Origin of the sequence: Alteromonas sp. RKMC-009, assembly GCF_003584565.2 — a bacterium.
In the GTDB taxonomy this organism is placed as follows: Bacteria; Pseudomonadota; Gammaproteobacteria; order Enterobacterales; family Alteromonadaceae; genus Alteromonas.
In genome coordinates, this window is record NZ_CP031010.1 from 2780144 (window position 1) to 2801718 (window position 21575).

The window sequence follows — 21575 nt, forward strand, 5'->3', positions numbered from 1 at the left end:
GAGTGACGATGATTATTAAACGTATCTATAATGATGAAGAAGGGAAAAGTCACTTTGGAGAAGTGGAAATACCATTGTCAGACGGTGGCCCCATCGGCCTTTTATCTGAACGTTTTGACGCCGGTACTGTGATATTCAGGGAAACCCCCGCCGATTACGATTTTAAATGGCACCCTGCCCCTGCGCGGCAACTGCTGTTTATCATTAAAGGTCGCGCAGAATTTAAAGTCTCCAACGGTGAGCGTCATGTATTCGGTGCAGGCGATGTACTGCTGCTGGAAGATACAGAAGGTGAAGGCCATTGCAGCCGCGCTATGTACAACGAAGTACGCCATTCTATTTTTGTCACCCTGCCGGATCATGTGACATTCTGATCGATGGATTATTAGTCGCAGGGCCCCGTGCAAAGATGAGAAATCGTGCCGGGGCTTTTTTATTCCCGCCCCGCTGCACCCGTACATGTCTTGAGCAGAGTAAACTCCCCAAATAAGAGCAAATTCACCAAACAAGTGCACCCGTTTTCCGTGCTTTTCCCCCTTTACCTGAATTGACTTATTAAATAAAAAATTTACTTATATTTTTCAATGAGATAAAAACTTACACCATAACATGACCACTTGGTCAGTTTATTGCAATCCTGTCATGCAAATTAACGCTCAATTACCGAGAATTTGCTACTGTGTTTCGTCGTTCTTATCACATTGTTTTTTGTCTGATTATTCTTCTGCAGGCAAACCTGTCTTTTGCGCAATCGTCCCCTGCGGACATGAACAACTGGTTCCGAAATTTTAAACAAACCGCTACGCCCGCAGAACTTTACCGCTTTCTTCATGCCATGCCCAAGGGCGGCGATTTACATCATCATCTTACCGGCGCTGCTTTTAGTGAGTGGTGGTGGGAACTGGCGACTGATACTGAGCGTAACGGTGGTTATGAGTACTTCACCCGAACCCGTCTGACATTATGTGATGGCTTCGACGCCAATGCCTTTTCACCGGCATCCCCTTACCTGCTGTTTAAAACCATACAGGCTTCAACGTTTGCATCCCTCAGTGAATGCGAAAAGAAAGGTTATACGCCCCTTGCTGCATTAACCGCCAGTCAGAAAGAAGCTTTCCTCGACAGCCTGCGACTGGATAAAGAGGGTGAAGGCCGTGATGAGTTCTTTCAGACCCACTGGCAACGGTTAAATGATCTGACCCGCAATCCTGTTCTGATCAGTGAATTATTGCTACTGAACATGGAAGCCTATGCCAGAGAAAATGTGCAGTATCTGGAAACGCAGGCCGGCGTGCACGGCATGCTCAAACCCGACGGGACCGGCTACTCTGCCGAAGAGGCTTTAGCCATTATGCAGGCAGCCCTTAGCAGTGAACGGGCTGTCAAAACCGGCGTGACAGTGAAATTTCAGTATGCGCTGCTGCGCTTTCTGCCCGACGCTGAAGACACCCTGAAGTCGCTTTACGCATTTGTCGACGCTCACCGGGATATCTACAGAGGCATTAACCTTGTCGGCCGTGAAGACAACGACAAAGGCTACCCCTTGCGTTTTCTGTCTGTCTTCCGGGCACTGCGCCAACAGTATCCTGCTATCCCGCTGTCAATTCATGCCGGTGAAGTGGATGAACCTAACCGCCATGTCCGCGATACGCTCTTACTGGGCGCTGACAGAATTGGCCACGGTTTAAATACCATTACCGATCCGGACACCCTGCTATTGATGCGCCACGGTCCTTACCTGATTGAAATTAATCTGATTTCGAATTTTTTACTTGAATATGTAAGCCAGTACAGCGAGCACCCCTTCGCCGAATATCTCCGCAGCGGTATTCCGGTTGCCTTATCAACGGATGACCGTGGTATGTGGGATTCTACGCTCACCGATGAATTCTATGTCGCCGTGTCTCAGTTTAACCTTTCATGGCAGGAACTGCGTGTTCTGGTAAATAACTCTGTTCAGTTCAGTTTCCTGACAGATGAAGAAAAGTCACCTCTGCTTAGCCGTCTAAACCAGCATCTGGATGCATTTGAGAAGAAAGTCATCGGTCAGCAAGCTTTGCCCGGCTATGCCGCACCCCGCCAGTTCATTTGCAAATTTGAACCACAAATATGCACGTCACCTCAAGGAGAGGACAGTGTCAGCAAACCCTGAATTGTTGTATGGTCTTGAAGACCGCCCCAACCTTCTGAAAACCTCCACGGCAGCATTTCAGCATGTCCTGGCGAGCTTTGTAGGGGTTATTACGCCCACACTGATTATCGCCGCAGCACTGGGTTTAGAATCACACATCCCGTTTCTGGTCAGTATGGCGTTGTTTGTCTCTGGCCTGGGAACGGTGATCCAGACCAAACGAATAGGCCGCATCGGCAGCGGACTGGTTGCCGTTCAGGGCACCAGTTTTGCTTTTGTCAGTGCGCTTATACTGGCCGGCACGACAGTGCGCAGCCGCGGGGGCAGCGACGATGAAGTAATGGCTATGCTGATGGGCATTTCTATGGCCGGCGCCCTGGTAGAAGTGGGCTTAAGCTTTTTTATTCACCGTCTTAAACGTCTGCTGAGCCCCGTCATCACCGGCATAGTGATTACATCTATCGGCTTGTCGCTGATTAAAGTAGGTATGACAGACCTTGCCGGCGGTTTCGGTGCCACTGATTTCGGTCAGATCAACCATGTTGGTTTGGGTTTATCCGTGCTTTTCATCATCATTTTCCTTAATGCATCATCGAACTTATGGCTGCGGCTAAGTGCTATTTTTATAGGCATGGCGCTGGGCACTTTGTGTGCGTGGAGCTTCGGCAATGTGTCATTTTCTCATTTGTCAGACCTGCCCGTTCTGGCGTTTCCGGCTCCTTTTCAATACGGTATTGCTTTCGACTTCAGCCTCTTCCTGCCCGTCGCGTTAATATACCTGTTCAGTGCCCTGGAAACCGCCGGCGATCTGACGGCTAACAGCGTATTTTGTAATCAGCCTATTAAAGGCCCGGTCTATATCAAACGTATTCAGGGCGGCATATTGGGTGATGGCATAAACTCAGTGCTGGCAGCCTGCTTCAACACATTTCCCAATACCACTTTCGGTCAAAATAACGGGGTGATTCAGTTAACCGGTATTGCCAGTCGACGCGTCGGCATTGCTATCGGCATTTTCTATCTGCTGTCAGGCATCTTTCCCGTTATCGGCGGAATTCTTCAGGCGATTCCCAAAGCCGTGCTTGGCGGCGCCACACTGGTCATGTTCGCTATGGTGGCAGTGGGCGGTCTGAAAATTCTGATGCAGCAAACTCTGAACAGACGAACCAGTTTGATAACAGCGTCGGCGCTGGGAATGGGTATGGGTGTAATGATGGTACCGGCGATGACGAATGGTTTTCCGGACTGGCTGGCAAACATCGTTGCCTCACCGGTCACCATGGCGGGGATCACTGCGGTATTTCTGGATGTGATTTTGCCGGAAACTGGCAAACCATTACCAAAAAAACACGTTTTTGACAATTCACCAAAAGAACAAAAGAAATTAGATCCCGATCTGGTGCAGAATACGCGCCTTTCGCACCATGAGGGTGCAAATTAACGCATCTGAAATCAATTTGCACGATAAATTTTCTGCCAAAATAATAATAACTAAAAAATAATTATAAAAATCATTAAGTTAAACCAAATAACTTTCTTGACCAATCGGACAACTTATTGGCACCTAATGTGCTTCTGCTGGTCTGGCAACGTTTAAGCCGCCCGTAGAGGCTGATTACTAAAACAGAGGAAAAACATGAAACACACTCTTTTTGCGGTATCTCCGCTTGCTAAAGCCATTGCATTTGGCCTGGTTTTAGCCCCGGCGTCGGTATTTGCTCAGGAAGCAAATACTCCTTCCGATGAAGAAGTTGAAAAAATTGAAGTGACCGGTTCACTGGGCAGCTTACCTGGCCAGGACGTTGAAGCCGTATTCGGTTTCGGTAAATCAATTTTAGAGACACCGCGTTCGGCTTCAACCATCAGCTCTGAGCAAATGGAGCGTTTCAATGTGTCAGACATTGATGAACTTGTGGCCTTCGCACCGGGTACATTTACCCAGTCATTCTTCGGTGTTGCAGGTTCACTGGATGTGCGTGGTAACCCCGGTGAAGCTTATTTCCGTGGCATGAAGCGTCTTGATAACCCGGGTAACTATCCTACCCCTATCGGTGCATCAAGCCGTATAGATATCGTTCGTGGTCCTGCTTCTCCCATCTACGGCCCGTCTAAAATTGGTGGTTACCTGAACTTTAACCCTAAATCAGCCCGTGCATCATCCGGCCAGTATCTGGATGCACCTACCGGCGCTATGTCATATACCCACGGAACATGGGATAAAAGCATTGTAACTGCTGAAGTTGGCGGTCCGGCTTCTATCGCAGGCAAAGAAATGGGTTATTACGTATATGGTGAAGTTGAGAATTCAGGAAGTTATTACGAAAACTCAGCCACAGATCAGTCTATCCTGCAGGCTTCATTCAACATTGATTTAACCGATAATCTGCGTGTTGAATTCGGTGGCATGTACCATAAGTACGATGGTAACCAGGTAGCAGGCTGGAACCGCCTGACTCAGGAGCTGGTAGACAACGGTACTTATATTACCGGTACTGCTCAACCTCTGGATACAGACGGTGACGGTTCTATCTCCCATGAAGAATACGGCGCAGTAAATCTGGCGGGTAACAGCTTCTTCTATGTACCGGCAGCTTCTTTCACTGATTCAGAAGCCACAGAGTTGATGGCGCTGGAAAACGTGGGTACTACCACACTAAGTGGTTCACAAACGCTGGTAGCGCCTGACGACCAGCTGGTCAATGAAGCCAACACCTTGTATTTCGATGTTATCTATTACGCTGACAGCTGGGAAATTAAGAACCAGTTTTTTTACGACGGCTATGACAACATCAACGAAAATGCCTACGGTTTCTCTCAATTCCACGACAGTTGGGTAATTGAAGACAAAGTAGTATTCTCTACGGAATATGAAACCAACTCACTGCTTGCACAGTTCCAGGTATCGCCTTCAATCCGCTATACCGACTTCCTGCACGGTGATGATTTCACTTATGAATACTTTAACCGTCGCGACCTGACCATGCCGTCTTCTGCACTGGACCGCCGTTTACTGGCAACCCGCAGTGGCATGAACTACGACAACTATGACGAAGGTAACTACCTGGACTTAGGTTTTGCAGCAATGACAGACCTGACCTGGGACTTCGGTCTGAACATCGTACTGGGTCTGCGTTACGATACCATTGATATCGAAAGTACGTCCCGCGAAGATCTGAAACTGCCTGCAGAACAGATTGTAGAAGGCAGCACTACACCAATCACTGAAGAAGAAACTGTTGATGGCGTGTCATGGAACACCAGTATCTCTTACACTACTCCATGGGGCCTGATCCCATACATTACAGTGGCTGAGCAGGCGACACTGGTTGCCGGTCAGGGTGCTGAAATTACTGTGGGTCAGCTTAACAATGCTGATGGCAGTGGTGCATTTGATACATCAGACCTGTTCGAATACGGTATTAAAGGTTCATTCCTGGACGACAGCCTGTACTTTGCATTGTCTGTTTATGAGCAGGAACGTACTGACTACAACAGCCAGGCCATTGTAACAAATGCGACAACTCATAACGAAGGTGTCGAGTTAGAACTGCGCTGGGTAGTAAATGAAAACCTGGTTGTTTCTGCCGGTTACACCAATGTTGAAGTTATCAACCTGACAGCCCGTGAAAATGGCAGCCAGTTTGGCTTCCTGGGTCTGGAAGACCTCACCGGTCTGGAAGATCCTTCACTGGTACTGGGCGGTAATGTTATCGGTCTGAACCTTGTGGGCGAAGGTACAAGTAATCCCAAAGCCAAGAAAGCCGGTATTCCGGATAACATCTACACACTGACAGCCACCTATGACTTCCAGAATGGTTTTGCCAGCAGTGTCAGCATCATTGATGCAGATGAAGCACCTTCCGGTTTCTCGGGTTCAGTGATGTTGCCGGCTTATACGCTGGTAAACGCAGGCCTGTCTTACCAGACAGAGCAATGGGATATCAACTTCACTGTTAAAAACTTAACGGATGAGCGCTACTTCCGCGCGAACTTCCCTGACCTGTTCGGTAGCCAAATCGTGTTACCTGAACTGCCTCGTCACTTCAACGTGAAGTTTGGTTATAAGTTCTGATCAAACTGACTCGTACCGCAACGGCATGCATTCGCATGCCGTTTTAATATGTGCAGTACCTTCAGTTTCATTCTGAGGCGATTGCTACATCAACAAGGAGCTATTTGTGAAAAATACTGTGTCAGCCATTCTTGGTTTCTGCCTGCTCAGTCTTACCACCCTCAGCCACGCTGCTGTACCGTTAAAGGTGAAAGCCGTGGTCGTTACGATGTTTGAAATCGGTGAAGACGAAGGTGATAAAGCCGGCGAATTTCAAATGTGGAAAGAACGTTATGGCCTGGATACCCGTTTTCCTTTCCCCCAGTCTTTCCACGACATCTACGCCAATGAAGACAAAGGTGTGCTTGCCATCGTAACAGGCATGGGCACTGCACGTGCTTCTGCAGCCATTATGGCACTGGGGCTGGACCCCCGTTTTGACTTAACCGAAGCCTACTGGCTGGTTGCCGGTATTGCCGGCATGGATCCAGAGGACGGTACAATCGGTTCCGCAGTCTGGACACGCCATCTGGTGGATGGTGATCTTGCCCATGAAATCGATGCCAGAGAAATACCTGCTGACTGGCCTTCAGGCTATTTCCCTTTATTCGCAAACGGCCCGCAAACCGATGCCGGCCGCCCGGCTGTTAACGGTGAAATGTACAAGCTGAATACCGGTTTAAGTGAATGGGCATTCAATATGACGAAATCGCTGAAACTTATGGACACTGAAGCCATGGCTGAATTGCGTGCACGTTATAAAAACTATCCCAACGCGCGGACCACGCCAAAAGTCATGATCGGTGATCATCTGGCGGCTTCCACTTTCTGGCATGGCAAACTGCTGAATGACTGGGCTAACGACTGGGTATCATTATGGACCCGTGGTGAAGGCAACTTTATGACTTCCGGTATGGAAGATACCGGCAGTTACCAGTCGATGATTTATCTGGACCGTGCGGGCAAAGCCGACAAGAACCGTATTATGGTGCTGCGCACAGCAAGTAACTTCACTATGCAGCCGGAAGGACTGACTGCCGCAGAGAATTTGGCGATGGAACGTGAAAACGGTGGCTATGCGGCGATGGTACCGTCACTGGAAGCGGCCTATCTTGCTGGCAGTACGGTGATAAATGAACTGGTTGAAAACTGGGATAAATATCAGAAACACATCCCGGGAGAATAAACGGCCCGCTAAACCCTGACGTCAGGCATTAAAAAAATGGCGCAGTCATGACTGCGCCATTTTTGATTGTTGATCCCGCTGACGTGCTACTGCACTGCTTCCACAGCATCATGCCAGTGAAGCTTTTCTTCCTCAGACAGGAAACTGGCTGTAAAACTGTTTTTCACCAGCTTACGTAACTGCTCTTCATTCATCCCCAGTGCAGATTCCAGGGCGTCAAAGTTCTCATTCATGAAACCACCGAAATACGTGGGGTCGTCAGAATTTACTGTTACCAGCAGTCCTTCTTCCAGTAACGACAGAATATTGTGCTTCGCCATATCATCTATGACACACAGTTTCAGATTGCTCAGCGGACAAACTGTCAGGGGGATTTGCCTGTGTTTGATGAGCGCCAGCAGCTCGTCATCTTCGCTGCACCGCACACCGTGATCAATCCTGTCGATATTGAGCAGATTGATAGCTTGCCAGATATACTCAGGCGGCCCCTCTTCACCGGCGTGGGCAACGACTTTAAAACCAAGAGAGCGGGCCTGACTGAAAACCCGTTCAAACTTTTCAGGAGGATGTCCCAGTTCTGAACTGTCCAGACCCACTGCATCAATATTGTCGTACCAGGGCTCTGCATCCTGCAATGTCTGAATGGCTGACTCTTCACTCAGATGGCGTAAAAATGAGAGGATAAGTTTCACACTCATTCCCCAGCCTTCCTGCGCCTCTCTGATGGCTTTCAGGAAACCCGTCATAAATGTCCGGTAAGATACATGACGTTCCGTGTGCGTTTGCGGATCAAACATGATCTCAGCATGAACAATGTTTTCTTCCTTACATTTCAGCAGGTATGCCATCATCAGTTGATAGAAATCGTCCTCAGTACGCAGCACATCCGCACCGGCGTAATACAAATCAAGAAAGCTCTGCAAGTCTGAAAACTGATAAGCAGCTTCGATATCCGCAACAGACTGATACGGCAATTCTACGCCATGGCGTTGTGCCAGCTCCCACATCAGAGACGGTGACAATGTACCTTCGATATGTAAATGCAGTTCTGCTTTAGGCAGAGCACGGATTAACGTTTTTAGCGACATAATGGATTTTCCTCTCCGTTGACACAACGGCAATGCACGGAGTATTTTTTCTTAGTGGTTTGCACCAAAATAACACACTATTGCACTCGTGGTGCAACTTCACCTGTTATCGTGACAGTATTGTATCTGTAACAACTGAAAATTTGCTACAATCCCGCCCCTTAAGTTTATGAAATGCCTGCTCCTTTCCGGCACCGCCTTCCATAAACTTCCGGCAAATCAATCACTGGCCGGACTGCACTACTGTATCAAGCTGAAAAGCAAGCACAAAACGAACCATTTCTGACTAAGTGGTCAGGATTTTGCTTTATCCGGCTTCAGATAATACGCATAAATAGAATAATCCGGGGAGACCCCATGTCACACGCTTTATTGGAACGCCTGTTTAAGCTGCAGGCACATGGTACAAATGTTAAAACCGAAGTCATCGCCGGTTTAACAACCTTTGCTGCGATGTCTTATATTCTGGTCGTAAACCCGGGCATTCTGGGGCTGAGCGGTATGCCCGTAGAAGGCCTTATTACTGTTACCGCCCTCGCCGCCTGTGTGGGTAGTTTGCTGATGGCTGCCATGACAAATTACCCGGTGGCACTGGCTCCCGGCATGGGCCTGAATGCGTTCTTCACTTTTACCATTTGTATGGGCCGTGACGTTCCCTGGGAAGCGGCGTTGGGTATCGTATTCTGGAACGGCATCTTGTTCCTTCTGCTCACCCTGACCGGCGTCCGGACGAAGGTTGCAGAGGCTGTGCCGCCCTCACTGAAAGTCGGCGTGCAGTGCGGTATCGGTCTGTTTATCGCTTTTATCGGATTAAAAAATGCCGGTCTGGTAGTGGATAATCCGGCGACGTTCGTCAGCTTAGGAGATTTATCCGACCCTGCTGTACTGCTTGCTTTTGCCGGTATTCTTCTGACCATCGTGGTAGTAATGCGCAACGTTACAGGGGGCATTCTGCTCTCTATCATTATTCTTTCCGTTGCCGGTACATTCATCCCCTCCGGTGACGGTTATCTCACTAACCATCCCGATGCTTTCTTTGGCATGCCGGATCCCATTGACGATACTTTCTTTGCTATGGATATCTGGTATCCCATCGAACATTTTGGTGAAACCTGGGACCTGATTTTTGCATTAATGTTTGTGAATATGTTCGACACCATCGGCACCCTCATCGGCGTGTCGCGACGTGCTAATCTGCTGGATGAAAAGGGCAAATTGCCTAAAATTGGCAGTGCGATGACCGCTGATGCGACCGCCAGTGTAGCCGGTGCAGCACTGGGTACATCACCGGTCACCAGTTATGTGGAGTCGGCTGCGGGTGTTTCCGCAGGAGGCCGTACAGGATTAACTGCCATCGTTACTGCACTGTGTTTTCTGTTTGCGTTATTCCTGACTCCGCTGATGAAAGTCATTCCTCTGATGGCAACGACACCGGCACTCATCATGGTGGGGATCCTGATGATGGATTCCATCCGCCAGCTTGATTTCGATGATCTCGGCGCTTTGGCAACCGCTTCCGTGGCCCTGCTGGCAATGCCGCTAACATTTAGTATTTCAGAAGGTATTGCATTGGGATTCATTACCTATGTGGTCACCATGGCCGGCAGTGGCAGATACAAAGAAGTGAGTAAAATAACCTATATTCTCGCGCTGGTTTTCCTGCTCAGATACATCTTTGATTTGAAATAAAAGAAATAAGGAGTCCCTCAGCGGACTCCTTTGTTTTTTCACCCCACCGTCGCGGGCAACGCGTTTATTCCATGTGCTTGTAGCCCATGCATTCCACTTCCAGCATAGCTCCCATCGCCAGACCGTCAGCGCCGAAAGCGCTGCGCGCAGGTAACTTGCCTTTTTCAAAGTAGGTAACGTATACCTTGTTAAAGTCTCCCCATTGACTGATATCGTCAATCATTACCGTGCATTTAAAAATATCATTCATTGTCAGGCCGGCAACCGCTGCTGCCGACTTAACATTATCCATGACCTGGCGGGCCTGAGCCGTCATGTTATCTGCCATCTTGCCTTGCTTATCCAGAGGTAGCTGACCGGACAGATACACGGTATTGCCCACCTGAGTGGCAACAGAAAAAGGCGCATCCGGCGATGATGAGGCAAAACGGGTGATACCGGCTGCCATGGAACTGGTTACCAGAGGAAGAGTGAGGAGTAAGGTGACCATACTGCGGGTTTTAAACATACATTTTCCTTGATGAGATAAAAGTGCTGCCAGCTTTTTATTAAACCTTATCTAAAAAAACTTTTAATTTTTGATAAGCCAAACTATGTTTAAAAGTTAACAACAGGGATACAAGTCAAACAGACAGGATTAATTGTGCAGTGCAAAAATCCGGGAGCCGGTCCACTCATCAAACGTGAACACTTTCCGTTTTTTATTCCGGCATTTTTATTGTTTCTTATCTGTTTACCATTCTTTGCACCGGCACAGGATGCAAAGATTGCGCCTGACTCCCATAGTCAGGATAAGCTGAAAATCGCCATCCTTCTTCCCAACGACACGCCATTCTGGATGCGCGTTCTCAGCATGACTGAGCAAGCTGCAGAAGATCTTGACGTCGAACTCATCGTTTACTCTTTCAATCTATCGCCGGAAAAAATGCGGCAAATGACCAGAGAAGCCCTGGACAGTGATATTGACGGTTTGATTTTTCAGGCCTGGGGTGATGCAGAAAAAGAGGTTCTGGCGCTGGCAGAAGAGCGTAAAGTTCCGTCTATATTGATAAATAACCGGATGCCGGACTCAACCCTTAAGCCACGAAAACAATTCAAATACTGGCTGGGCAGCATAACTGCGGATGATTATTCCATCGGAGAGCGGTTGATCAGTGGTCTGAGCCGCTTTACACATATTCACCGCACCGTAGACAGCCATAATGTACTCGCCATAGCCGGAGAGCCCGGCGATCCTTCCTCTACACGCCGCCTTGCAGGTTTACAGGCCTATGCAGACAGGCATCCTGAAATACAGCAGATTCGGGTTGAGTACGCTTACTGGAGTGAAGCCGAAGCCGGTGAAATTTTTGAGAAAGCCTGGATGGATAACCCGGATATCACAGAAGTGTGGTGTGTGAGCGATCTGATAGCAAAAGGCGTGGCGGATAAAATAGCTGAAATGGGGATCGCTGACCCGCCGGCAGTCGGCGGTGTCGACTGGGATACACCGACGGCTGACTATCTTGAATCGGGCCAGATAGTGGTCAGTATAGGTGGTCACTTTATGGATGGCGCCTGGGCAGTCGTGATGTTGCATGATTATCTTAACGGAGTGGATTTTGACAGCCAGAGAATTGAATTTGATTCTCTGATGATTACAGCGACACCGGATGATCTCACCCGTTACCTGCCCTTTTTTCAACTGCAACCGGACGGTATTCATTTTGACGGTCGCTCACTGATCAGAAACCCGCGCCTGATCAGCCACGATTTTACCCTCAGCGAGATCCTGAACACAGATGCTGTTTCAGAACCACTCCGGCTGACTGCACAGGAAAAAGCCTGGTTAACGGCAAATCCGGTGATAAACGTTGCCGGTGAAACCAACAATGTGCCATTCAATTACACAGATGAAAGCAACAACAGCACAGGTTTTGCCATTGAGTTGCTGCGCTATGTGGCCAGCCAGACGGGTTCGCAAATGAATATAATCCGCAGTGACAGCGCCGAATACCTCAAAGAGGCTACCGCTAAGGGGCAAATCCATATGATGCCGGTGATAAATCCAAAAGATACCCGGCCCGATAGTCTGCTGCTTTCCGACAATTATTTGTCTTTATCGCAGTATTTTTTTTCAAGACCCAATACAGCGCAAATAAGTCGTCTGCAGGATACCGGCAACCGCACACTGGCTGTACCTGAAGATGATGAGGTCCTCGCGGCCCGCGTATCCCTGATCCCTGAACTTCGCATTATCGAAGTGCCGGATTTAGAAGCAGCCATTATGGCTGTATCCTCAGGACAAGCGGATCTGCTAGTCAGCAATTATGCATCTGTAGCCTGGTATCTGGATAAACATTTTATTTCCAATATTAAAGTGAATGGTCTTCTGACTGAATATGGCAATGCAGAACTTCATATGGCTGCCGGTCCTGAGGCCGCGCCGTTTATGCAGGTTGTGAATAAAGCCCTTGCCACTATGCCAGCCAGTACGCGCAGTGCGCTGATTTATAAATGGCTGAGAGAAAACTCCAACGATTCATTTTATGCCGCAGAGCAAATCAGCCTGACAAGAGAAGAGCGTGACTGGTTAAAAACCAAAGAAACCATAAGACTAGGCGATGATTTTAAGACGCGGCCGTTAAGCTTCCTCAACAAAAACGGAGACTTCAGTGGTTTAAGTGCAGATTTCATCCGTCATTTTACCCGCCAGTTAGGAATACCGGCAGAACTGACGATAACTAAAACCAGTGTACCGGCAGAACAGCGTCTGAAAGAAAGGTCTCTTGACATCATGCCGGCTCTGATTAAACCTCTGCAGCCTGCCACAGATATCCTTTATACCGATCCGTACTTGCTTTTTCCTGTGGTCATAGCCACCAGCACCAGTCAACCGCCGGTAAACAACCTGTGGCAACTTGCCGGAAAAGAAGTAGGCATTATGAATAACCATCTTGCAGAGAAGCTGGAGAAAGAGCACGCAGACCTCACATTCAGGCGCTTTAAAACAACCGGTCAGGCGTTCTCTGCGCTCTCAGCCGGTAAGATTGATGCTGTACTGGGCAATCTTGCGGTGATCAGTGCAGCAGCGGCTGACAGCGAAAATCAAAGCTTTGCAATAACCGGAGCTACAGGTTATGCCGATGAAATAGTCATAGGCGTCAGAAGTGACTGGCCTGAATTTGTCAGCATGCTGAATAAAGCCATTGCCGCCATGGATATGCAGGAACGGGAAGCATTAAAAAATAAATGGCTGCGTGTGAACGTAGAGATCGGCACCGATACCCTGACCATTGTTATGTGGGCGCTGCCTGCCACTATACTGGCCTGCTCTGTCATCTTTTATATCTATTTGTCGAACCGCAGGCTGAGCCAGGCTAAAGCCCAGATATCTGCCAGAACGAAAGAGCTGGAGAATACGAATCAGTCTCTTGAAGACACACTGTCAGAACTGAAATTTTCACAAAAACAGATGCTTGAACAGGAGAAAATGGCATCGTTAGGCAGCCTGGTCGCCGGCGTATCTCATGAAATTAATACGCCCCTTGGCATATCGGTAACGGCAATCAGTCATGTTGAACACCTCCTTGCAGAACTCGAACAGCGTTTTGACAGCAACAAGGTGACCAAAACCTTCATGCAACGGTTTATCAAAGAAGCGCAGGAAGGCAGCCTTGCCACATCACTGAATTTATCCCGTGCCGCAAACCTGGTAAAAAGCTTTAAAAATATCTCCATGGACCACAATCAGGATTCGGTAAGAACCATTGACCTTGACCAGTATCTCAATGAAGTTCTCACCTCGTTACAGCCGCAGATCAAAAAGTCCGGTCATGAAATCGTGTCCGGTTGCGCTGAAAATATTATCAGTGAGACCAGACCCGGTGCCATCGCACAAATTCTGACAAATCTCATAATGAACTCCCTCACCCACGCTTTTTCATCCAATGAAAAGGGCATGATTACACTGCATGCCAGACAAATTGGAAGCACCATTGAGCTGATTTACAGTGATAACGGCTGTGGCATGAATGAAGAGCAGTTAAAGCGCATCTTTGAGCCTTTCTTCACCACCAAACTGGGTGCCGGCGGCAGCGGGCTTGGCGCCCATATTATTTATAATCTTGTCACCAATGCACTTCAGGGGACAATAAAAGTGGAAAGCTCTCCGGGTATGGGAGCCAAATTTGTGATTTGTTTTCCGGTCAGACTGAATCAAACAGATAACGGCGTCACAGACTGAAGCAGTAAGACGCCGTTATGCAGTCACAACACGTTAATCTCCGCTATACGGGAAGTGTGTTTGCCAGTGTTTTGCAATCTCTTCCCGCGTTGCCAGCCATACCTTGTCATGACTTTGCACGTATTCAATAAACCGCTTCAAAGCTGCCATACGGGCCGGACGACCCACGATACGGCAATGTAAGCCGATGGACAGCATTTTAGGCTGGCTGGCGCCTTCTTCGTAGAGAACATCGAAAGCATCTTTCAAATATTCAAAGAACTGCTGACCACTGTTAAATCCCTGCGGCGTGGCAAACCGCATATCGTTGGTATCCAGCGTGTAAGGCACCATCAGCAGCGGTGCACCGTTTTGGGTATCGTAATAAGGCAAATCATCCGCATAAGAATCTGCGCAGTAGAGAATATCGTCCCGCTCTGCAATCAGCTTTAACGTGTTGGGGCTGGTGCGGCCTGTATACCAGCCTGCAGGCTTTTTGCCGGTGAGTTTTTCATGCAGATTTACCGCATCTTCAATTTGCGCCCGCTCGGTTTCGATATCCATATCCTGAAAATGAATCCAGCGCATGGCATGACTGGCGATTTCCCAGCCGGCATTCAGCATTGCCTCAACCGCTTCCGGATGACGCTCCATGGCCATAGTGACACCAAATACAGTGACCGGTACCGCTTTTTCTGTCAGCAACCGGTGCAGACGCCAGAAACCCGCACGGCTGCCATATTCATAAAGCGATTCCATGCTCATGTGGCGGTCAGGATACGGCTGCGCACCGACAATTTCTGACAGAAAAATTTCTGAATGGGCATCACCGTGAAGCACACAGTTTTCACCACCTTCTTCGTAATTAAGAACAAACTGTACTGCAATTCTGGCTTTACCCGGCCACTGTGGATCAGGAGGATTGGCACCATAGCCTTTCAGATCACGGGGATAACTGTCACTAACGTCACTCATGCTGTCACAATCCTGTATTTTTCCGGTACCGTTAAACCGCAACCGGTCAACGTAACGGTTACCAGATGTCTGGTGGCTTCTTCAAAATCTGCTTTTTTCATTTTCGCGCCGCGAAGACGGGTAATTTGCGTTGAAAAGTCCGCGTAGTGCTGGGTACTCGCCCAGATATTGAAAAGCAGATAATGGGGGTCGATGGCCTGCATTTTCCCCTGCTCTGTCCAGGCTTTCAAAATAGCCACACGACCGGCCATCCAGTCGCTGTGTTCATCATCAAAATAGTGATTCAGGTTTGGCGCACCATTGATAATTTCCATGGCAAAAATCTTCGAAGCCAGCGGGTGTGTTCTCGATAACTCCATTTTTTCGGCAATGTAATCTGCCAGCATTTGCGCCGGATCATCATCTGCAGTGGCTTTATCGAAACTGGAATTCCATAACGACATGGTTTCCTTAAGGACTGCCAGATAAAGTTCCTGCTTGGACTTGAAGTAATACAAAACATTGGTTTTAGGGAGTCCTGCTTTATCTGCTACCTGCTGAACAGATGTCCCTCTGAATCCCTGAGCAGCAAATGCTTTCTCTGCTGCTGCCAGAATGATTGCCCTGTTACGGGCTCCCACACTGGCATCCACTTTTGATGCTTGAGTCATGACGCCTTTTTGTTCCTTTTGAAATGGTCAAACCTGACTATTCAGTCATAGTGCCACAGTTGCTTAAATCAGTGATAAATTTTTCATTTATAGAATATTCTTGCGCGTATAAAACATTGCGCATACATCTTGCAGCGATTTTCAAAACAAAGGTCAGACGGGCTTTGTAAGGGTGAGTGAAATGCTGCGCACTCATCTTTTAAACAGCTACTGAAGCGCAGTTGGTTAACAGAATCTGATTTTTAGCCGCTGACGACACGCTGATTAAAGAACAACCAACTTTGTAGGTGCGCACTATAAATGTGCACAAAATCGTGCAAATTGCACCGTAAAAATACACGCCACTCGCAATGGCCTTTTTTTAACATAAAAATCTGACCATATGGTCTACTTTTTAATTTAGAATACAGATATAGTAATGCATTCAAGCATTTTGAAATCTACATGGAGTTCGGTATGGTCCGTTTTCTGTTGAACAATGAACCTGTCGAATTGCAGGTGAGCAACCCGAATATGACGGTGCTGAATTACCTTAGGGAACAGCAACGAAAAACGGGGACAAAAGAAGGCTGTGCAGCCGGCGACTGCGGCGCCTGTACGGTAGTGGTAGCCAGTCCTTCCGACGATGGCAACAGCCTTAACTACACCACCATCAACAGCTGTATTGCGCTGATGTCTTCGCTGCACGGAAAACAGCTCATCACGGTAGAAGATTTAGCCTCTTTGCAAGCACAGCATCCGGTTCAGACTGCGATGGTGAACCATAATGGTTCCCAATGCGGTTTTTGTACGCCGGGTTTTGTGATGTCGGCCTTTGCTTTTTACCATTCTGATAATGCACCCGAACGGGAAAATGTGATAGATGCGTTATCAGGCAATCTTTGCCGGTGTACAGGTTACCGTCCCATTATTGATGCCACCATTGATGCCTGTTCAAATAAAACAGCAGACAAGTTCGATGAACAACAGGCAACCACCCTTGCCAGATTACAAGCGCTTAGCCGGGAAGACGTCACAGAGGACAGTCAGTTACTCATGCCTGAAACCCGCGAAGCATTGCAAAAAGCCATTGCAGACAACCCGGATGCAACGCTGGTTTCCGGCAGTACCGACCTGGCCCTTGAGATCACGCAAAAACATCAGTCTTTCAAAACACTCATCAGTTTAAGTCAGATGCGTTGCCTGCAGGAGGTGGACGTTTCTGAATCGCATATCATCATCGGCGCGGCTGTGCCTTTGTCGCGGGCAATGAAAACGCTGGTGAGCCACTATCCGGCATTAAAGGAATTATTCACCCGCTTTGCTTCTCTGCCTGTGCGTAATCAGGCAACCATGGGCGGAAACGTTGCTAACGCTTCCCCCATCGGCGATACACCGCCGCTGCTGCTGGCGCTGAACGCTGATATTGTAGCGGATAATGGCAGCGACACCCGCAGCATTCCGGCAAACGCCTTTTTTACCGGTTATCGCCAAACTGCGCTGCAGAGCAATGAATGGATCAGCGCCATTCATATCCCCTTACCTCAGCCGGACCAGTATCTGGCAGCGTATAAAATCTCGAAGCGCATGGAAGATGATATTTCTGCCGTGCTTGCCGTATTTAACGTGGGGATCAGCGATGGTGTGATCACCTCTGTTGCCAGCGGATTCGGTGGTGTGGCAGCCACACCTGTGGAATGTACAGCCCTGGCGGCGTCACTGGTGGGCAAGCCCTGGCGCGACGTACAAACACTCACAGAGGGAAGAAACCTTTTAACGCACGCTTTTAATCCTATTGATGATGTGCGCGCCACAGCAGCATACAGAAAACAGGTATTAGGCAATTTATGGCACCGGTTCTGGCTGGAGAATCAGCAAGACAACCTTATTCCGACGCGGGTGGTACATCATGCGTAAACTCATTCAAACCCCGGCGGTTGCAGACGCCCGTCAGGCACCGGCATCCAGTCCGTTAGGTAAAAACAAAGCGCACGAAAGTGCAGAACGCCAGGTAAGCGGTCAGGCAAGGTATGTGGACGATATGCCCGAACCGGCCAACACCGCGTACGCGGCCATCGGCGTAAGCAACTGCGCTGCCGGTGAAATTGAACATATTGATTTACAGGCCGTCCGTGACAGCGAAGGTGTTATTGATGTTATTACCGTCAGCGATGTACCCGGACATACTGATATCGCGCCGGTATTTGACGGCGATCCTGTGCTTGCTGACAAGCAAATCCTGTTTCACGGCCAGCCTGTTTTTGCAGTATTAGCCACAACTACGGAGCTTGCCCGGCGTGCAGCACTTAGGGGCACCATTACTGTGAAGCCGGGATCTGCTGTGCTGTCAGTGGACGAAGCCCTTGAGAAACAGTCCTTTGTACGCCCTACCCATGCTTTCGGTAACCCGGACGCCATTAATACGGTTAACGCTTCACCTTACAAAGTGTCCGGCAGCCTGAACATTGGGGGTCAGGAGCACATGTATCTGGAAGGTCAGGTCTCACTGGCTGTGCCGGAAGAAGAAGATCGCATGATGATCTACACCTCCAGCCAGCATCCCAGCGAAGTGCAAAAACTGGTGGCTGAAGTGCTGGGCGTAAAGCTGCACCGGGTCACTGTTGATATGCGCAGAATGGGCGGCGGTTTTGGTGGTAAAGAAAGCCAGGCCGCACAGTGGGCGTGCATCGCCGCTATTCTTGCGCAGCGCAATCAGCGCGCAGTGAAATGCCGCCTGCCCCGCTCTCAGGACATGTGTGTCACCGGCAAACGCCACCCCTTTGAAAACCACTGGCAAACCGGTTTTGATGAAGCCGGCATTATTCAGGGCGCGGACATCACTGTAAACGGCAATTGTGGCTACAGTGCTGATTTGTCTGATGCCATTGTCGACCGCGCCATGTTTCACGTAGATAACGGCTATTTTTTAGGTGACAGTCATGTTGTTGGTCACCGCCTGAAAACCTCTTATGTATCCCATACGGCTTACCGCGGATTTGGCGGTCCTCAGGGCATGATTGTGGCCGAAGCCATGATAGATAGCATCGCAAGAACCTTAAAAGAAGACCCGCTCACTATCCGCAAGCGTAATCTTTATGCCAAAGCGACGGGTAATATCACCCCTTACGGCATGGACATTGGCGATAATCTGCTACCGGAAATGATTGGGCAACTGGAAACATCCTGCGAATACTGGCAACGCAGAGAAACTATCACCAGTTTTAACCAGTCCAGTCCGGTGATAAAAAAAGGGCTGGCTCTGACGCCGGTGAAATTTGGTATTTCATTTACTGCCAAACACCTGAATCAGGCTGGTGCGCTGGTGCATATTTATACCGATGGCAGCGTACAGGTTAATCATGGCGGTACGGAAATGGGCCAGGGACTTCACACCAAAATTGCCCAGATCGCAGCCCATGAATTTGGTATCGACCTCGCTGATATTGAAGTTACCGCTACACGCACTGATAAGGTGCCGAATACCTCACCTACTGCCGCATCATCGGGCACCGATTTGAACGGTAAAGCCGTGCAAAACGCCTGTCTTGAATTAAAAGCCAGACTGGTTTCCTTTTGGGCGAAACAAAAGGGTCTGCATGCAGAAGAGGCGGTGTTCGCCGACGGGCACCTGAGACTGGGTAATGAGCGTATTGCGTTTTCAGAGCTCATTCAGGCGGCTTACATCGGCCGGGTTTCGTTGTCTTCAACGGGCTATTACAAAACCCCTAAAATTTTCTACGACCGGGCCACAGGTTCCGGTCGTCCCTTCTTTTACTTTGCTTATGGTGTCGCCGCATCAGAAGTCTCCGTTGACACCCTCACCGGTGAATACAAAGTGGACCGCGTAGATATTCTTCATGATGTGGGCGCCAGTCTGAATCCGGCTATCGACAAAGGCCAGATCGAAGGCGGCTTTATTCAAGGCATGGGCTGGCTGACATCGGAAGACCTGAAATGGGATAAAGAAGGCAAATTGCTGTCGAATAACATGGCGACCTACAAAATCCCTGCCATTGGTGATACACCGCCGGTGATGAACGTGGATTTATTCGACCGTCCTAACGACGAAGACAGTATTTATCATTCAAAAGCGGTGGGCGAGCCCCCCTTTATGCTGGCGATATCGGTGTGGTGTGCGTTGAAAGATGCCATTTCATCACTCAGTGATTACACCGTTGACCCTGTTCTGCCAACGCCTGCTACCCCGGAAAATGTACTCAATGCCATTACTGCTTTGCAGCAGGCTGAAGCGGAGACATTATCATGAGACATCCCCGTAACTGGTTTGATGCCGTAAGCTGGTGCCACCGTCATGCACAGGGTTACGTGCTGATCACCGTACTCACGGTGGCGGGTTCTGTGCCAAGAGAACAAGGTGCGAAAATGGTAGTTACCGGCGACCGTCAGTTCGATACCATCGGCGGTGGTCATCTGGAATTTGATGCGGTAAAAAAAGCCCGTACTTTTTTAGCCACCGGCCAGTCACAACAGCATATTGAATCCTACCCGCTTTCAAGTAAATTAGGCCAATGCTGTGGCGGAGCCGTTAAGGTGCTGTTTGAAATCAACGTCAGCCATTGTCAGACACTGGCCATTTTCGGTGCCGGACATGTTGCTCAGGCGCTGATCCCTGTTCTGGCACAACTGCCTTTAACTATTAAGTGGATAGACAGCCGCCCGGATGCCTTTGCAGAACTGGATGTGCCGCCAAACGTGACCACAGTCTGCGACCCCCAGCCCGAAGGTGAAATCCCTCTTCTTCCGGCGGACAGCTGGCTGCTTATTCTTACTCACGATCATCAGTTGGATTATTTACTGGCAGAAACAGCGCTGAAGATAAATCAATTTCCTTATGTGGGCATGATTGGCTCTGACACAAAAGCCAGACGCTTTCGTACCAAACTCGCCCATCGCGGGCTTGGCGAAGCTGCGGATAACCATTTTGTTTCACCGGTAGGTAACCTGGCTATTCCCGGCAAAACGCCCATAGAAGTTGCTGTGTCGGTCAGCGCTCAGATTATTGAACGACTGCACAGCCGGCCGGCGCCCGTTGCACCTGCCGGCATACAAAGCCGGACTCAGGAAAACGATAACAAGGATAACGTATCAGCATGAACATAAACACGCTTAACGCCCTGCCCTGGCAGGACGCCATGCGCTGGTTTTCACAAACCTGTGCAGCAGAAAAATGGGCATCCATGATGACGGACAAACGCCCTTATTGTGATGTGGCCAATATACAAAATCACGGGAAGGCAGTCTGGGAGACCATGGAAAAGGACGATTTGTTGCAGGCATTTGCCGCCCACCCCATGATTGGTGACATTAATTCATTACGCAGCAAATATGCCAGCACCCGCGCTTTAGCTGCCGGAGAACAAAGCGGCACGGCTGACGCTGACGAAGCCACCCTTTATGCGCTGAAAGAAAAAAACGAAGCGTATCTGGCCAGGCACGGCTTTATTTTTATTATTTGTGCCTCAGGTCTGCCGGCAACAACCATGCTGGAGGCGCTGGAAAACAGGCTGAACAACAGCACGGAAGCAGAGCTTAAAAATGCCGCAGCAGAGCAGATTAAAATTACCTGCCTGCGTATCAGCAAAGCGATTAACAGTTAAGGAA

15 protein-coding genes are annotated in these 21575 nt (G+C 49.0%); 11 read left to right on the plus strand and 4 right to left on the minus strand.

Features of this window, described 5'->3' with window-relative positions:
• Positions 1-8: 8 nt before the first annotated feature.
• The 5 genes from DS731_RS12330 to DS731_RS12350 all read left to right on the plus strand — a co-directional run bounded on the left by DS731_RS12330 (position 9) and on the right by DS731_RS12350 (position 7368).
• A complete protein-coding gene (locus DS731_RS12330; protein WP_119501609.1) occupies positions 9-374 on the plus strand; it encodes an AraC family ligand binding domain-containing protein in 366 nt (121 codons plus the stop codon).
• 392 nt (positions 375-766) lie between these two features.
• Positions 767-2152, plus strand: coding sequence for an adenosine deaminase family protein (locus DS731_RS12335; RefSeq protein WP_119501610.1), 1386 nt, complete (start codon positions 767-769; stop codon positions 2150-2152).
• Complete coding sequence (locus DS731_RS12340) at positions 2136-3572, plus strand: uracil-xanthine permease family protein (protein ID WP_119501611.1); 1437 nt, start codon at positions 2136-2138, stop codon at positions 3570-3572. The genes DS731_RS12335 and DS731_RS12340 overlap by 17 nt, the downstream gene beginning before the upstream one ends.
• Before the next feature lie 195 nt (positions 3573-3767).
• On the plus strand, positions 3768-6203 hold the full coding sequence (locus tag DS731_RS12345; protein WP_119501612.1) for a TonB-dependent siderophore receptor: 2436 nt from the start codon (positions 3768-3770) through the stop codon (positions 6201-6203).
• A gap of 106 nt (positions 6204-6309) precedes the next feature.
• Complete coding sequence (locus tag DS731_RS12350) at positions 6310-7368, plus strand: purine nucleoside permease (protein ID WP_232373356.1); 1059 nt, start codon at positions 6310-6312, stop codon at positions 7366-7368.
• An 86-nt stretch (positions 7369-7454) separates the two neighbouring features.
• Here DS731_RS12350 and DS731_RS12355 read toward each other — a convergent pair whose 3' ends face one another.
• Positions 7455-8456, minus strand: coding sequence for an adenosine deaminase (locus DS731_RS12355; RefSeq protein WP_119501614.1), 1002 nt, complete (start codon positions 8454-8456; stop codon positions 7455-7457).
• 357 nt (positions 8457-8813) lie between these two features.
• Here DS731_RS12355 and DS731_RS12360 point away from each other — a divergent pair, with 357 nt between their 5' ends.
• On the plus strand, positions 8814-10145 hold the full coding sequence (locus tag DS731_RS12360) for an NCS2 family permease (protein ID WP_119501615.1): 1332 nt from the start codon (positions 8814-8816) through the stop codon (positions 10143-10145).
• Positions 10146-10209: 64 nt separating this feature from the next.
• Here DS731_RS12360 and DS731_RS12365 read toward each other — a convergent pair whose 3' ends face one another.
• Positions 10210-10653, minus strand: a complete 444-nt coding sequence (locus DS731_RS12365; protein ID WP_232373357.1) for a RidA family protein — start codon at positions 10651-10653, stop codon at positions 10210-10212.
• A 135-nt stretch (positions 10654-10788) separates the two neighbouring features.
• Between DS731_RS12365 and DS731_RS12370 the strand changes: the two genes are divergently transcribed.
• Complete coding sequence (locus DS731_RS12370) at positions 10789-14370, plus strand: transporter substrate-binding domain-containing protein (protein WP_119501616.1); 3582 nt, start codon at positions 10789-10791, stop codon at positions 14368-14370.
• Positions 14371-14403: 33 nt separating this feature from the next.
• On the opposite strand, the gene puuE is transcribed toward DS731_RS12370, so the two are convergent.
• Both puuE and DS731_RS12380 read right to left on the minus strand, forming a co-directional pair.
• Positions 14404-15324: an allantoinase PuuE gene (gene puuE / locus DS731_RS12375; RefSeq protein WP_119501617.1), complete on the minus strand. Its 921-nt coding sequence runs from the start codon at positions 15322-15324 to the stop codon at positions 14404-14406.
• Entirely contained in the window at positions 15321-15974 is a 654-nt protein-coding gene (locus DS731_RS12380; protein ID WP_119501618.1) for a TetR family transcriptional regulator C-terminal domain-containing protein, read from the minus strand. Before DS731_RS12380 ends, puuE begins: the two co-directional genes overlap by 4 nt.
• 456 nt (positions 15975-16430) lie before the next feature.
• On the opposite strand from DS731_RS12380, the gene xdhA reads away from it, so the two are divergent.
• Genes xdhA through uraD form a run of 4 tightly spaced genes read left to right on the plus strand, consistent with a single transcriptional unit; the run spans position 16431 to position 21571 of the window.
• A complete protein-coding gene (xdhA, locus tag DS731_RS12385; protein WP_119503412.1) occupies positions 16431-17870 on the plus strand; it encodes a xanthine dehydrogenase small subunit in 1440 nt (479 codons plus the stop codon).
• A complete protein-coding gene (xdhB, locus tag DS731_RS12390; RefSeq protein WP_119501619.1) occupies positions 17863-20220 on the plus strand; it encodes a xanthine dehydrogenase molybdopterin binding subunit in 2358 nt (785 codons plus the stop codon). The genes xdhA and xdhB overlap by 8 nt, the downstream gene beginning before the upstream one ends.
• Positions 20217-21068, plus strand: coding sequence for a xanthine dehydrogenase accessory protein XdhC (xdhC, locus tag DS731_RS12395; RefSeq protein WP_119501620.1), 852 nt, complete (start codon positions 20217-20219; stop codon positions 21066-21068). The genes xdhB and xdhC overlap by 4 nt, the downstream gene beginning before the upstream one ends.
• Complete coding sequence (uraD, locus tag DS731_RS12400; protein WP_119501621.1) at positions 21065-21571, plus strand: 2-oxo-4-hydroxy-4-carboxy-5-ureidoimidazoline decarboxylase; 507 nt, start codon at positions 21065-21067, stop codon at positions 21569-21571. The genes xdhC and uraD overlap by 4 nt, the downstream gene beginning before the upstream one ends.
• Positions 21572-21575: the final 4 nt, after the last annotated feature.